This is a genomic window from Streptomyces sp. NPDC002845, assembly GCF_053591955.1.
The window spans coordinates 13,047-26,021 of the sequence record NZ_JBSFUU010000024.1; the positions used below are offsets into that span (position 1 = coordinate 13,047).

Below are 12,975 nucleotides of genomic sequence, written 5' to 3' on the forward strand. Positions count from 1 at the left end.
GACGTCGTGGCGGGCAAGGCCGGCAAGGGCCCGCGGCCGGGTGTCAGCAGCACCCTGCCGTCCCGGGCAACGTCCGCCTGTTCCGCGCCTCCTTGTTCCGCGCGGCCAGCAACTCGTCGGCGGGGTAACCGACTTCCTCCAACGTCAGCCCGTGCGGCCGTACGACATGCACGGCAGAGTCCCGTACGCCGGCCGCCAGCACCTTGCCCGGCCAATCCGCCCCGCGATGCCCGTCCCCCACGAACAGCAGCGCGCCGATCAACGACCGCACCATGTTGTGACAGAAGGCGTCGGCCCGCACCGTGGCGGTGACGATCCCGTCATCCCCGCGCACCAGGCTCAGCTCCTGGAGCGTACGGATGGTCGTGGCCCCTTCGCGCCGCTTGCAGTACGCGGCGAAGTCATGCTCACCCAGTAGCTGTTGGGCCGCCTCGTTCATCGCATCGACGTCAAGAGGCCAGTCGTGCCAGAGGACATGACTGCGCAGCAGCGGATCGACACCGCCGGGGTTGTCGGTGACACGATAGGCGTACCGCCGCCAGATCGCGGAGAACCGGGCGTTGAAGCCGCTGGGCGCCTCCCTGAGGGCCCACACCCGTACGTCCTTGGGCAGGCGCCCGGCGAGCCGCTTGAGCAGCTTCCCGTGATGCTCGCCCCAGACCTCCCGGGGCAGATCGACATGGACGACCTGTCCCCGCGCGTGCACACCGGCATCGGTGCGCCCGGCCACGGTCAGCTCGTACGTCTCCCGGGACCGTGTAACCGTACGCAGGGCATCCTCGATCTCGCCCTGCACGGTCCGCCGTCCCCCGGCCTGCTTGGCCCACCCGGAGAACCCGGTCCCGTCGTACGACAGATCCATCCGCACCCGCACGAACCCGGGCTGTACTTCGTCACTCACCCCTAGATCCTCTCAGCAACGCGGAAGCGGGCCCGCCCCCAGGGGACGGACCCGCTCCATGCGAGGTTCAGCCTCAGGCGTCCTTGGACTCCTCGGCCGGAGCCTCGGCCTTGGCGTCCTCGACGGCCTCGGCGGACTCGGCCGGGGCGGCCTCCTCCTTCTTGAGGTCCTTCTTGAGGACGTCTTCCTTGACCACACGCTTGGTCGCGGCCTCGGCCTCGCCAACCGCCGTCTGCTGCACCGTCAGCGCCTCGACCAGCTCGATGACGGCCATGGGCGCGTTGTCGCCACGGCGGTTACCGATCTTGGTGATACGGGTGTAGCCACCCGGACGGTTCTCGTAACGCGGGCCGATCTCGGTGAAGAGCGTGTGCACGATGCTCTTGTCCGTGATGACCTGGAGCACCTGACGGCGGTTGTGAAGGTCGCCCTTCTTCGCCTTGGTGACCAGACGCTCGGCGTACGGGCGCAGGCGGCGGGCCTTCGCCTCGGTGGTGGTGATACGGCCGTGCTCGAAGAGCGCCTTCGCCAGGTTCGCGAGGAGCAGCTTCTCGTGCGCGGCACTGCCGCCCAGACGGGCACCCTTGGTGGGCTTCGGCATCGTGTTTCTCCTAGGTGTCTGCCCCGGCCGTATCAGGTACCGAGGTCAGTATCCGAGCAGGCGGTCGCCTGTCGGAGATCCAGGCCCCCGAAGGGGCCTGGAAGGGGCGCGGGGCGGTGTCGATATGCGACTCCGTCGCGTGGGCGCGACCAGCCACAACCGGCCCGCAGACTCAGTACGGCCTCCCCGCGGAGCGCTTAGTACTGCTCGGTCTCGACGAACCCGGCATCCGCGTCGTCGTCCGCGCCAAACGCGTCGGCGGCAGCGGTCGGGTCGAATCCAGGCGGGCTGTCCTTGAGCGCCAGGCCCATACCGGCCAGCTTCGCCTTGACCTCGTCGATCGACTTCGCACCGAAGTTGCGAATGTCGAGCAGGTCGGCCTCGGAGCGCGCGACCAGCTCACCCACGGAGTGGATGCCCTCACGCTTGAGGCAGTTGTACGACCGAACGGTGAGCTCCAGCTCCTCGATCGGCAGCGCCAGATCCGCGGCGAGGGCGGCGTCCGTCGGGGACGGACCCATGTCGATGCCCTCGGCGTCGATGTTGAGCTCACGGGCCAGCCCGAACAGCTCGACCAGCGTCTTACCGGCGGAGGCCATGGCGTCACGCGGACGCATCGCCTGCTTGGTCTCGACGTCGACGATCAGCTTGTCGAAGTCGGTGCGCTGCTCGACACGGGTGGCCTCGACCTTGTACGTGACCTTGAGAACCGGCGAGTAGATCGAGTCGACCGGAATACGGCCGATCTCCTGGCCCACCTGCTTGTTCTGCACGGCGGAGACGTAACCGCGACCGCGCTCGACGGTCAGCTCCATCTCCAGCTTGCCCTTGCCGTTGAGCGTGGCGAGGACGAGGTCGGGGTTGTGCACCTCGACACCGGCCGGGGGCGCGATGTCGGCGGCGGTGACCAGACCCGGGCCCTGCTTGCGCAGGTACATCACGACGGGCTCGTCGTGCTCACTGCTCACGACCAGCTGCTTGATGTTGAGGATCAGGTCGGTGACGTCCTCCTTGACGCCCGGCACGGTGGTGAACTCGTGCAGAACGCCGTCGATGCGGATGCTGGTGACAGCCGCACCGGGGATCGAGGACAGGAGGGTCCGGCGCAGGGAGTTGCCGAGGGTGTAACCGAAGCCCGGCTCCAGCGGCTCGATCACGAACCGGGAGCGGAACTCGTCGACGACCTCTTCGGTCAACGAGGGACGCTGAGCGATCAGCATGTGTAGATCCTTCAGTCGTGGACGCCCGCTATTTGACGCCCGACGGAACCGCCCCCGGCGAAAGGGACGGGTACTGCAAGGGTACGGGCGATACGGCCCTTTTACGGAGCCGTACCGCCCGAAAGCCTCAAACCGACAAGCGGCCGTACGCGATCAACCGCGACGACGCGGGTCGCCTCCGCTCACGCGGAGAGGCCGCTGTGTCTGACCGGGTCAGACCCGACGACGCTTCGGCGGACGGCACCCGTTGTGCGGCGTAGGCGTGACGTCCTGGATGGAGCCGACCTCAAGACCGGTCGCCTGGAGCGAACGGATGGCGGTCTCGCGACCGGAGCCCGGGCCCTTGACGAACACGTCGACCTTGCGCATGCCGTGCTCCTGGGCGCGGCGGGCAGCCGACTCGGCGGCCATCTGCGCGGCGAACGGCGTGGACTTCCGGGAACCCTTGAAGCCGACGTGGCCGGCGGAGGCCCAGGAGATCACGTTGCCGGACGGGTCCGTGATCGAAACGATGGTGTTGTTGAACGTGCTCTTGATGTGCGCGTGGCCGTGAGCGACGTTCTTCTTTTCCTTGCGGCGCACCTTCTTGGCAGCGCCCTGACGACCCTTGGGGGGCATCTATAACTCCTACGGGAGGTGGTCGGTCCTACAGCGAAGACCGCTGGACGGCGAGTGTCGCTGCGGACTACTTCTTGCCCGGCTTCTTCTTGCCGGCGATGGCGCGACGCGGGCCCTTGCGAGTGCGAGCGTTGGTGCTGGTGCGCTGACCGCGGACGGGCAGACCGCGGCGGTGCCGCAGACCCTGGTAGCAGCCGATCTCCACCTTGCGGCGGATGTCGGCCTGGACCTCGCGACGGAGGTCACCCTCGGTCTTGATGTTGTTGTCGACGTACTCGCGGATCCGGACCAGCTCCTCCTCGGAGAGGTCACGAACGCGAGTGTTCGGGTTGACGCCGGTCTCGGCCAGCGTCTGCTGCGAGAGGGTCCGGCCGATGCCGAACACGTAGGTGAGGGCGACCTCCACACGCTTTTCGCGCGGGATGTCAACACCGGAAACGCGTGCCATTCAATGGCTCCAGTTTGATCTTCGGAGGTCTTCCACAGAACCGATTCCCACCCGCCGTCCTCCTCCCTCGTCTGCTCGGGAAGATTCGGTACGAACTGGGTCCCCGGCCTCCGAACCGGGGGTGTCAGGCACCTTCAGGCGCCCGGGTCCTGCGTATGAACATATTCAGCTCGCGTCGCGCGAAACTCTGCGATCTCGATGCAGAGGGTGCGGTCGGTCGTGCGTCAGCCCTGGCGCTGCTTGTGGCGCGGGTTCTCGCAGATGACCATGACCCGACCGTGACGGCGGATCACCCTGCACTTGTCGCAGATCTTCTTGACGCTCGGCTTGACCTTCATGTGGTGAGGTTCTCCGGGTCATTGCCCCGCCCAGGAGGGCGGGAGCGGGCAAAGATCTACTTGTACCGTTGAAGTTCACTCCGGGCATGCCCCGAGTGGCTCCCCTGGATCACTCCGGGGAGTTTGACAGGGCGAGCCTGTCCGACCACGACCCTTCCGGCCGCGGGGGCGGGTGCGAGACCCGCCCAAGTCCTACTTGTATCGGTAAACGATCCGGCCACGCGTCAGGTCGTACGGAGACAGCTCCACCACGACCCGGTCGTCAGGGAGGATACGGATGTAGTGCATACGCATCTTGCCGCTGATGTGTGCCAGGACCTGGTGGCCGTTCTGGAGCTCGACCTTGAACATGGCGTTCGGCAGAGACTCGACGACAGTGCCCTCGATCTCGATGGCACCTTGCTTCTTGGCCACGCTTCGCCCTTCGAATCGACTACCTTGATCGACTCCATGCAGACCGCACATGGACATGCGGATACACGAGAGCCGACGAGTCAGTCTACGTCAGGGCTTCTGGAAAGACGAATCGAGAGAGAATGCCCCACCACGGAGATCCTTAACCAACCCGCAACCGACCCGCACGCGGCTTAGCGGCTTAAGGGCGTCGGGCAGCCTCATCTCCGGGGCACCACGGGAAGCCAGACGCGCATCGCCGAGGGGCCGCGTTCCGCCCACTGATGGTACGGGGTGAGCGCCAGCTCCAGGGCTTGTGCGGGTTCCCAGGGTTCGCTCCCCGGGTCCGCTGCCGTCTCGTAGGGCCAGGGCCGGTCCGGGCCCGGCGGGGTGGTCGGCCAGGCGCGGAGCAGGACGCGGCCGTCCCGTTCCGCCGGGGCGGCGGTGCCGTCCACCGTGAGGTCGGCCAGGTCGAGGCCGACGGGCAGGTCGGTGGACTCGGCACAGTAGACCAGCGGTCCGCGCTCGACGGCCACGCAGCCGCGCAGCGCGTCGATACGGCGGTCCGGCCAGGTGTAGCGCGGCGCCGTGGGCAGGTGGAGCCGGATCTCCTCGCCGGCCACCAGCGGCCGGTCCACGACCGCCGCCGTCCCGGGTTCCGCCGGGCGCCGCCGACCGCCCTCCTCCAGCACGGCGCCGGCGGCCCAGCCGGGTACCCGCAGCCGGAGGGCCACGGGTCCTTCGGGGGCCCGCACGACCCGCACGGTGACCAGGCCGTCCCGCGGGTAGGCCGTCTCGATGTCGAGGTCCACCGTGCGCCCGTCCCCGAGCTCGGTCCTGATCCGGGCGTCGGCGTACTGGAGCAGCGTCAGGTCCCGCTGTCCGGCGGTGGCCAGGTAGGTGTGCCAGGTGGCCAGCGTGCGGGCGACGTTGGTGGGGCAGCACGACACGTCGAACCAGGCGGCCCGGCTCCCGCCTTCCGCCCGCAGGCTCACCGCGCCGTCGTCGCCGGGCCCTCCGGCCGCCCGCTGCTGGAGCGGGTTGGCGTAGTAGAAGGCCCGGCCGTCCGAGCGCGGCGAGGTGGCGATCACGTTGAAGAAGGTGCGTTCGATCAGGTCGGCGTACCGCAGGTTCCCGGTGGCCAGGTACAGCCGCCAGGACACCATCACCGAGGCCACGCCCGCGCAGGTCTCGCAGTAGGCCCGGTCCGGGGGCAGTTCCCAGTCCTCGCCGAATCCCTCGTCCTGGTGGCGCGAGCCCATGCCGCCGGTCAGGTGCGTGCGCCGCGCCACCGCGTTCGCCCACTGCCGCTCGACGGCGGCGAAGAGCTCGGCGTCGCCCTGGTCCACCGCCACGTCGACCGCTGCGGCCGACAGGTAGAGCTGGCGTACGGCGTGGCCGCGCCAGGTGGCGGCGGTACGGATCGGCTCGTCGTCCTGGAAGTAGGCGCGGCCGAACGGGATGTCCTTCAGGGTCCGGTGGCCGCGGCGGTCCAGGAACAGCCGCGCCTGCTCCACATAGCGCTCCTCGCCGAGGGCGCGCCCCAGCTCGGCCAGGCCCACCTCGATCTCCGGATGGCCGCAGACACCCGGCAGTCCGTCGGGTCCGAAGGCGGCGCAGACGTGGTCGGCGGCCCGGCGGGCGACGGCCACCAACTCGTCCGCGCCCACCGTGCGCAGCCGGGCGACCGCCGCCTGGAGCAGATGGCCGGTGCAGTACAGCTCGTGCCCGAACTCCAGGTCGCTGTAGCGGGGCGGCTGGCCGGCGTGGCCGAAGCAGGTGCCCAGGTAGCCGTCGGTGTCCTGGGCCCGGGCGATGCGTGCGGTCAGCCGTCGTACGGCGGTGTCGTGCGCCGCGTCGCCGGACCGGCCGTACTCCCAGGCCAGGGCCTCGATGAGCTTGTAGACCTCGGAGTCCGAGAAGGACCAGCCGGGCCGGTCGGGCCCGGTGGTGCCGTCCGCGACGCGGTCGAAGTTGGCGAGCCAGCCGAGTCGCTCCATCCACTCCTCGCAGTGGGTGAGGGTCGCGGTGGCGTTGGTCGTCTGGAGCGTCGCCCAGAAGCCGCCGGTGACGGCCACCTCGTCCATGCCGAGGGGGCGCTGCGGGCCGCGGGCCGGGACGACCGGGCGGCCGCCGCACGGATCGGCGGCGCGTCTGCGTGCGCCGTCGGCCGTGGTCTCGCCGGCCGTGGTCTCGCTTGTCGTCATGCCTGTGTTCCTCTTCCCGTGGTCGTGTGCGCGGCCGGCAGCGGCACGTTGGCGCCCTCGCGTGTGAAGACGGGGATGCGGTCGATCGGCGCGGCCGCCTCCACGGTGCGCCCGCCGTCGTGGACCTCGCCGCTCGCGGCGTCGGTCCACCGGGTGCCGGCCGGGAGGTAGACCTCCCGGGCACGCTGCCCGGCCTGCGCGACGGGCGCGACGAGGATGTCCGGGCCGAACAGGAACGCGTCGTCCACCGCCCAGGCGCGCTCGTCGTGCGGGTGGTCCACGAACAGCGGGCGCATCGGCGGCAGCCCGGTCCGTGCGGCGGTGCGCATCTGCTCGTGGATGTAGGGGCGCAGCCGCTCGCGCAGGTGCAGCAGCCCGGAGATGATCCGGTACGCCTCTTCCCCGTACGACCAGACCTCGTTGGGGCCGCCGGACTGCGCGTACGAGGTGGGGGTGCGGGGCTCGCGGTCGCCGTGCAGCCGGAACAGCGGGCAGAACACGCCGAACTGGAACCAGCGGATCATCAGCTCCCGGTACGCCTCGTCGCGGGCGTCGCCGCCGTGGAAGCCGCCGATGTCGGTGGTCCACCACGGGATGCCGGAGACGGCGATGTTCAGTCCGGCCCGGATCTGCTGCCGCAGGGACTCCCAGGTGGCGGGGATGTCGCCGGACCACACCGCGGCGCCGTACTTCTGCGCGCCCGCCCACGCCGAACGGCACAGCAGCACGGTGGGCTCCCGGCCCGCCGCGGCCATCCCCTCGGCGAACAGGCGGGCGTTGTCCCGCGGGTAGATGCCGGCGACCTCGGCGCCGGGACCGGCGTACAGCGCCATGTTCGCCGGGTGCGCCGGGTTCAGCTCGGGCTCGCAGGCGTCCAGCCAGAACACCTGGATGCCCAGGTCGAGGTAGTTGCGCCGGGTCAGGTCCCAGACGTACGCGCGGGTCTGCGGGTTGGTCGGGTCGTAGAAGGCCACGGGCGTCGGCGCGGTCATGCCCTTGTCCTGGATGGTCTGGTGGAACTCCACCCCCTGGTCGGTGCCGACGAGCAGCCCGCGGTCGCGGTAGTCGGCGTAGTGCTCGGACAGGGGCGAGACGGTCGGCCAGATGGAGACCATCAGTTCGACACCCAGCTCGGCCAGCTCCTCGACCATCGCCCTGGGGTCGGGCCACTCGGTCTCGTCGAAGCGGTAGTCACCCATCGCCGACCAGTGGAAGTAGTCCGCGACGATGACGGAGAGGGGCAGGCCGCGGCGCCGGTGCTCCCGGGCGACGGCGAGCAGTTCGTCCTGGTCGCGGTAGCGGAGCTTGGACTGCCAGAAGCCGCTCGCCCACTGCGGCAGTTCGGGCGCGTGCCCGGTGGCGTCGGCGTAGCGGGCGAGGATCGCGGCGGGGGTGGGGGCGGCGGTGAACCAGTAGTCGATCTCGCGGGCCTGGGCGGCCTGCCAGCGGGTGGCGTTGGCGGCGAACTCGGCGCGCCCCACGGCGGGCAGGTTCCACAGCAGCCCGTAGCCGCGGCTGGAGAGCACGAAGGGGATGTTCACCTCGCCGTTGCGCTGGACGAGGTCCAGGGCGAGGCCCTTGAGGTCGAGCCGGCCGTGGGTGCGCTGGCCCATCCCGTACAGCCGCTCGTCCTCGTACGCGGCGAACTGCTGGTGGACCTCGTAGGCGCCGGAGCGGTTGCCGTGGAAGACCCGCGCCCCCGGCAGCCAGAAGTGCTCCCGGTTCTCGGCCAGCAGCTCGGCCCCCGTACTCGTGCGGGAGAACGTCAGCAGCGGCTCGGGGTAGGCCGCGCGCCGGTCGAAGTCCACGCGCACGGTCAGCTCGCCGTGGACGAAGGTGGCGTGGTCCTCGGCGGTGCCGATCCGGGGAGGGTCGCAGGGCGGTGGCTGTTCGTCGAGGGCGCCGTGGCTCTCGGCCGGGAGCCGGTAGGGCGCGGCGCGTACCCGGACGCTGTCGGCGCCCCACGCCTCGATGGTGAGGACCTCGTGCCGGTGGCGCACCTCCAGGGCGGCCGCGGACGGGTGGAAGGTCACCATGAGCACATCAGTCCTTCACCGCGCCCGCGGTCACACCGCCGGCGACATAGCGCTGAGCGACGACGAGCAGCACGGCCGCGGGGACGGACGCGACGACTGCGGTCGCCATGATCGAGTTCCATTGGGTGGTGTTGTTGCCGATGTAGGCGTAGATCCCGAGGGTGATGGGGATCGCGTCCCCGTTGCGGTTGAGGGTGGACGCGAAGATGAAGTCCGACCACGCCCACAGGAAGGCGAACAGCGAGACCGTCAGCACGGAGTTGCGGCTGAGCGGCAGGATCACGGAGCGGAAGGTCCGCCAGGTGTTCGCCCCGTCGATCTTCGCGGCGTGCATCAGCTCCTGCGGGATGCCGGACATGAAGGTGGTCAGCACCATGACGCCGAACGGGACGGCGATGGTCGAGTCGGCGAGGATCAGGCCCCAGACGGAGTTGAGCCAGCCGAGCCGTACGTAGACGGCGTAGAAGCCCACCGCCATGACCACGCCGGGGATCATCTGGGCGACCAGCAGCAGGAAGCCGATCGTGCCCGCCCCGCGTGGGCGCAGCTTGGCGAGCGAGTAGGCGGCGGGCGCGGAGATCAGCAGGGTGAGCAGCACGCAGCCCAGGCCGATGCCCAGGCTGGTGACCAGGGCCGGGAGCTGGTCGCGCAGCGCGTCGGTGTAGCCCTGGAGCGTCGGGTCCCACGGGAACCAGTGCGGCGGGTCGGCGCGCATGTCCTCGGTCCTGGTCAGGGAGACGTTGACCATCCAGTAGACGGGGAAGAGCATGAGCGTGGTGAAGAAGATCCCGAGCGCGGTCTTCCACCAGGTTCCCGCCCGCGTCCGGTACGCCGTCATGACTGCTCCTGTCGACGCTGGAGGTGGAGGTAGAGGAAGCCGAAGGCCAGGGCGATGAGGATGAGCAGGTTGCCGATGGTGGCCGCGGGCGAGAAGTCCGGCAGCCCGGTGCCGAAGGCCTCCCGGTAGGACCAGACGGCCAGCGTCGTGGAGGAGTCGCCGGGACCGCCGGTGGTCATGATCCAGATCACGTCCACGACCTTGAGCGTGTAGACCAGGCCGAGCAGCAGTGTGATCGCCGAGACGGGGCGGAGCAGCGGGAAGGTGATCCGCCAGAACTGCTGCCAGGCGCCTGCCCCGTCGAGCGACGCCGCCTCGTACAGGCTGCCCGGGATGTTCTGCAGCCCGGAGTAGAGGATGACGAGGTTGAACGGGACGCCGAGCCAGATGTTCGCGATGATCACGGCGGTCAGCGCCCAGTCCGGGGAGGTCAGCCAGTTGATCTGGCCGATCCCGAAGGCCTCCAGGGCCGCGTTGACGATGCCGTGCTCGCTGCTGAGCATCCACGCCCAGGTGGAGCCCGAGACGATCAGCGGCAGCAGCCAGGGCACCAGGAACAGGGCGCGCAGCAGCCCGGAGAGCCGGAAGCTGTCACGGAAGAAGACGGCCAGTGCCAGGCCGATGGCGTACTGCGCGGCGATCGAGACGAAGGTGAACAGGAACGTGTTCCATAGCGCCGGGCCGAAGGCGTCGGAACCGATGACGTCGCGGTAGTTGGCCAGTCCGGTGAACTCGGCGCCGCCCTGCACGAACGACCTGACGGTGTAGTCGTGCAGGCTGAGGTCGAGGTTCCGGTACAGCGGATAGGCGTAGAAGGCCAGCAGGTACGCCAGCAGCGGGGCGAGGAAGGCGAACGCGGCCCACCGGGGGGAGCGCCACCACGCCCCCACCGGCGGGCGCGCCCGTGCGGCGGCAGGCGGCGTGGACGGCGCGGCGCCTCCCGGCGCCCCGCCCCCGTCTCCGCCGGCGCGCTCCGCGGGCGCGGCCGGTGTGGTGCCCAACCTCATGCCGTCTCGTCCTCGGCGGTCGACTGGGCCTGGCTCAGTGCCTCCTTCACGTCCATGGATCCGCTGAGGGCCTTCTGCACGGCGGTCCACAGCGGTTCGGAGATCTTCGGGTAGTCGGTGCCGAGGTTGTCGCTGGTGCGGCCCTTGGCGGTGCGTACGGCGTCGACCCACGGCTGGAGCTCGGCGTTGTCACTGAGCAGCTGCTCCTGGCCTGCCTCGGTCGGCGGGATGTAGTACGCGAAGGTGTTCGCCGTCTCGACCATGCCCTCGGGGGTGGTCATGCACTCGACGATCTTCTTGGTGACCTCGTACCGGCCGGTGTCGTCCTGCGCGGGTGCGGTGATGAACTCGCCGCCGGTGGGCGTCGGAGCGGCACCGCCGTCCTTGCCGGGGATCGGGATGACGCCGGTGGGGAAGCCCGCCTCGGCGGCGCTGTTGACCTGCCAGGTGCCGTTGACGACGAAGCCGAAGTCGCCGGTGAGGAACTCCTCCCAGGTGGTGTTCTGGGAGTTGTTGATGACGGAGTCGGGCGCGTGGCCGTCCTTCAGCCACCCGGTCCACAGTTCGAGCGCCTCCGCCGCCTCGGGCGAGTCGAGGTCGCGCAGGTCGGCCCCGGCGCCCCAGAACCACGGCAGGAACTGGAACGAACCCTCCTCGGTGCCGATCCCGGCGAACGTGATGCCCTTCTTGCCGGCCCCGGTCACCTTCTCCAGCGCGGCGTTCAGCGAGGCCCAGTCCTTGATCGAGGCGGGGTCGACGCCGGCGTCGTCGAGGATGCTCTCGTTGTAGTAGATGGCGAGGGTGTTGGCGCCGACGGGGATCCCGTACGCCTCGTCGTCCACGACGCCGGCCGCCAGCAGGTTCTCGTCGATGCCGGAGGTGTCGAGGCCGAACTCGTCCATCGTGGTGAGCATGCCGGTGTCGGCGAGGGTGGAGACGGCGGGGTTGTCCAGCAGGATGATGTCCGGCGCGGTGCCCTCCTGGGCCGCCAGCAGCGCCTGGTTGGTCAGCTGGGTGGTGTCGTACGCGGTGCGCTCGATGGTGACACCGGCCTCGTCGCCGCACTTGGCGACCCGCTTCCCCCAGTCGGACGACGTCTTGTGCTGCGGGTACGGGTCCCACCAGGTGTAGGTGTCGCTCGCCTGCGCGCTGCCGCCGCCGGTCCCGGACGAGGAGCAGGCGACCGGCCCCGCCATGGCGAGGACGACGGCACCGAGCACACCCACGGCACGTGCGGGTCTCTTGAGACGTATCACTGGTTTCCTCCTTGCGTGGATGAACATGAGCCCGCCGTGGGAGGTGGACCGGTGCTTCCCCGGTCGACGAGCTCGGGCGGGATGAGCCGCACGACGTGCGGCTCATCCCTGGACTGGGGGGAGACGATCCGGCGCACCAGCTGGCGCACCGCCATCTCGCCGAGTTGGTCCGGTGCGCTCTCGATGGACGAGAACGGCAGGGAGAACATGCGGGCGAACTCGTCGGAGTAGCGCCCTATGACGGACAGGTCCCGCGGCGCCTGGAGTCCGCGCGCGTGCAGCACGGACGGCAGGGCCGCGGCGGCGGCCTCGTTGTTGAGCAGCAGGCCGGTCGCGGACGGGTAGGCGTCCAGCAGCGCGTGCAGTGCCCGCCCGACCTCCGGCTGCCGCGACTCGCCGAAGACCGCGTGCAGCCGGATACCGCGGGCCCTGGCCTGCTGCAGGACCGCGTCCTGCAGCCGCCACACATAGGCACCGCCGCGCTCGACCACATGCTCCGGCTGTGAGACCAGGATCAGTTCCCGGTGCTCCAGCCGGTGCATGTGGTCGACCATCAGCCGCCCCGCCGCCTCGAAGTCGAGGTCGAAGACGTCGACTCCGGTGCAGTCGCCGGGCAGCCCGACCAGCGCGCCGGGCTGGGACGCGGCCCTCAGCAGCGGCAACCGGGCGTCGTCCTGCGCCACGTTGAGCAGCACGACGCCGTCGACCATGCGGGAGCGGGTGATCCGGCGCAGCGCGCGGGCACCGTCCGCCTCGGTGACCAGGAGAGTGTCGTAACCCAACTCCCGCGCGGTGTCGGAGACGCCGACGATGTACTGCAGCATGGCCGGGGCGAACTCGTCCTCGTGGAACTGGGCCAGCAGGCCGATGACCATGGTCTCCGCGGTGGCGAGGGCGCGGGCGCCGGCGTTGGGCGTGTAGCCCAGCTCCCGCGCCGCGTCCCGCACGCGCTGCCGCACCTCCGCGGAGATCGACCGCTTGCCGGAGAGCGCGTAGGACGCGGTGCTGCGGGAAACGCCGGCGGCCTGTGCGATGTCGCCGATCGTGACCACGTTGCCTCCTTGGTGACCTTGGCCTGTTCGGCCCGTTCGGCCTGTTCGGCCTGTTTGCCT

The 12,975-nt window shown here is 70.0% G+C and carries 13 protein-coding genes; all 13 read right to left on the bottom strand.

All coding sequences use genetic code 11. The features are described from left to right. Positions 1–43: 43 nt before the first annotated feature. The 13 genes from truA to ACWD3C_RS19065 all read right to left on the bottom strand — a co-directional run bounded on the left by truA (position 44) and on the right by ACWD3C_RS19065 (position 12,915). Entirely contained in the window at positions 44–901 is an 858-nt protein-coding gene (gene truA, locus ACWD3C_RS19005; protein ID WP_451145302.1) for a tRNA pseudouridine(38-40) synthase TruA, read from the bottom strand. A 73-nt stretch (positions 902–974) separates the two neighbouring features. Beyond that, positions 975–1,502, bottom strand: a complete 528-nt coding sequence (gene rplQ / locus ACWD3C_RS19010) for a 50S ribosomal protein L17 (RefSeq protein ID WP_451145304.1) — start codon at positions 1,500–1,502, stop codon at positions 975–977. A 197-nt stretch (positions 1,503–1,699) separates the two neighbouring features. After that, the gene (locus ACWD3C_RS19015; RefSeq protein ID WP_003966937.1) at positions 1,700–2,722 is read right to left on the bottom strand and encodes a DNA-directed RNA polymerase subunit alpha; all 1,023 of its coding nucleotides are present in this window, start codon (positions 2,720–2,722) and stop codon (positions 1,700–1,702) included. Between the two features lie 213 nt (positions 2,723–2,935). After that, a complete protein-coding gene (gene rpsK / locus ACWD3C_RS19020) occupies positions 2,936–3,340 on the bottom strand; it encodes a 30S ribosomal protein S11 (protein ID WP_003956432.1) in 405 nt (134 codons plus the stop codon). A 67-nt stretch (positions 3,341–3,407) separates the two neighbouring features. Further along, positions 3,408–3,788, bottom strand: a complete 381-nt coding sequence (gene rpsM, locus ACWD3C_RS19025) for a 30S ribosomal protein S13 (protein ID WP_451145306.1) — start codon at positions 3,786–3,788, stop codon at positions 3,408–3,410. Between the two features lie 224 nt (positions 3,789–4,012). Further along, the gene (gene rpmJ, locus ACWD3C_RS19030) at positions 4,013–4,126 is read right to left on the bottom strand and encodes a 50S ribosomal protein L36 (RefSeq protein ID WP_003998809.1); all 114 of its coding nucleotides are present in this window, start codon (positions 4,124–4,126) and stop codon (positions 4,013–4,015) included. Positions 4,127–4,318: 192 nt separating this feature from the next. After that, on the bottom strand, positions 4,319–4,540 hold the full coding sequence (infA, locus tag ACWD3C_RS19035) for a translation initiation factor IF-1 (protein ID WP_003948620.1): 222 nt from the start codon (positions 4,538–4,540) through the stop codon (positions 4,319–4,321). Between the two features lie 200 nt (positions 4,541–4,740). Continuing rightward, on the bottom strand, positions 4,741–6,726 hold the full coding sequence (locus tag ACWD3C_RS19040; RefSeq protein ID WP_451145308.1) for a glycoside hydrolase family 127 protein: 1,986 nt from the start codon (positions 6,724–6,726) through the stop codon (positions 4,741–4,743). Continuing rightward, positions 6,723–8,762: a glycoside hydrolase family 31 protein gene (locus tag ACWD3C_RS19045; RefSeq protein ID WP_451145310.1), complete on the bottom strand. Its 2,040-nt coding sequence runs from the start codon at positions 8,760–8,762 to the stop codon at positions 6,723–6,725. Before ACWD3C_RS19045 ends, ACWD3C_RS19040 begins: the two co-directional genes overlap by 4 nt. A gap of 7 nt (positions 8,763–8,769) precedes the next feature. Then, entirely contained in the window at positions 8,770–9,600 is an 831-nt protein-coding gene (locus tag ACWD3C_RS19050; protein ID WP_451145312.1) for a carbohydrate ABC transporter permease, read from the bottom strand. After that, complete coding sequence (locus ACWD3C_RS19055) at positions 9,597–10,607, bottom strand: carbohydrate ABC transporter permease (protein WP_451145314.1); 1,011 nt, start codon at positions 10,605–10,607, stop codon at positions 9,597–9,599. Before ACWD3C_RS19055 ends, ACWD3C_RS19050 begins: the two co-directional genes overlap by 4 nt. Further along, positions 10,604–11,863, bottom strand: coding sequence for a sugar ABC transporter substrate-binding protein (locus ACWD3C_RS19060; RefSeq protein WP_451145316.1), 1,260 nt, complete (start codon positions 11,861–11,863; stop codon positions 10,604–10,606). The genes ACWD3C_RS19055 and ACWD3C_RS19060 overlap by 4 nt, the downstream gene beginning before the upstream one ends. Beyond that, positions 11,860–12,915, bottom strand: coding sequence for a LacI family DNA-binding transcriptional regulator (locus tag ACWD3C_RS19065; RefSeq protein ID WP_451145318.1), 1,056 nt, complete (start codon positions 12,913–12,915; stop codon positions 11,860–11,862). Before ACWD3C_RS19065 ends, ACWD3C_RS19060 begins: the two co-directional genes overlap by 4 nt. Between the last annotated feature and the right edge of the window lie 60 nt (positions 12,916–12,975).

What these genes read in the sequence shown, in the direction of transcription:
- rplQ (WP_451145304.1), bottom strand. Translation starts at nt 1,502, where the DNA reads ATGCCGAAGCCCACCAAGGGTGCCCGTCTGGGCGGCAGTGCCGCGCAC.
- ACWD3C_RS19015 (WP_003966937.1), bottom strand. Translation starts at nt 2,722, where the DNA reads ATGCTGATCGCTCAGCGTCCCTCGTTGACCGAAGAGGTCGTCGACGAG.
- rpsK (WP_003956432.1), bottom strand. Translation starts at nt 3,340, where the DNA reads ATGCCCCCCAAGGGTCGTCAGGGCGCTGCCAAGAAGGTGCGCCGCAAG.
- rpsM (WP_451145306.1), bottom strand. Translation starts at nt 3,788, where the DNA reads ATGGCACGCGTTTCCGGTGTTGACATCCCGCGCGAAAAGCGTGTGGAG.
- rpmJ (WP_003998809.1), bottom strand. Translation starts at nt 4,126, where the DNA reads ATGAAGGTCAAGCCGAGCGTCAAGAAGATCTGCGACAAGTGCAGGGTG.
- ACWD3C_RS19040 (WP_451145308.1), bottom strand. Translation starts at nt 6,726, where the DNA reads ATGACGACAAGCGAGACCACGGCCGGCGAGACCACGGCCGACGGCGCA.
- ACWD3C_RS19045 (WP_451145310.1), bottom strand. Translation starts at nt 8,762, where the DNA reads ATGGTGACCTTCCACCCGTCCGCGGCCGCCCTGGAGGTGCGCCACCGG.
- ACWD3C_RS19050 (WP_451145312.1), bottom strand. Translation starts at nt 9,600, where the DNA reads ATGACGGCGTACCGGACGCGGGCGGGAACCTGGTGGAAGACCGCGCTC.
- ACWD3C_RS19055 (WP_451145314.1), bottom strand. Translation starts at nt 10,607, where the DNA reads ATGAGGTTGGGCACCACACCGGCCGCGCCCGCGGAGCGCGCCGGCGGA.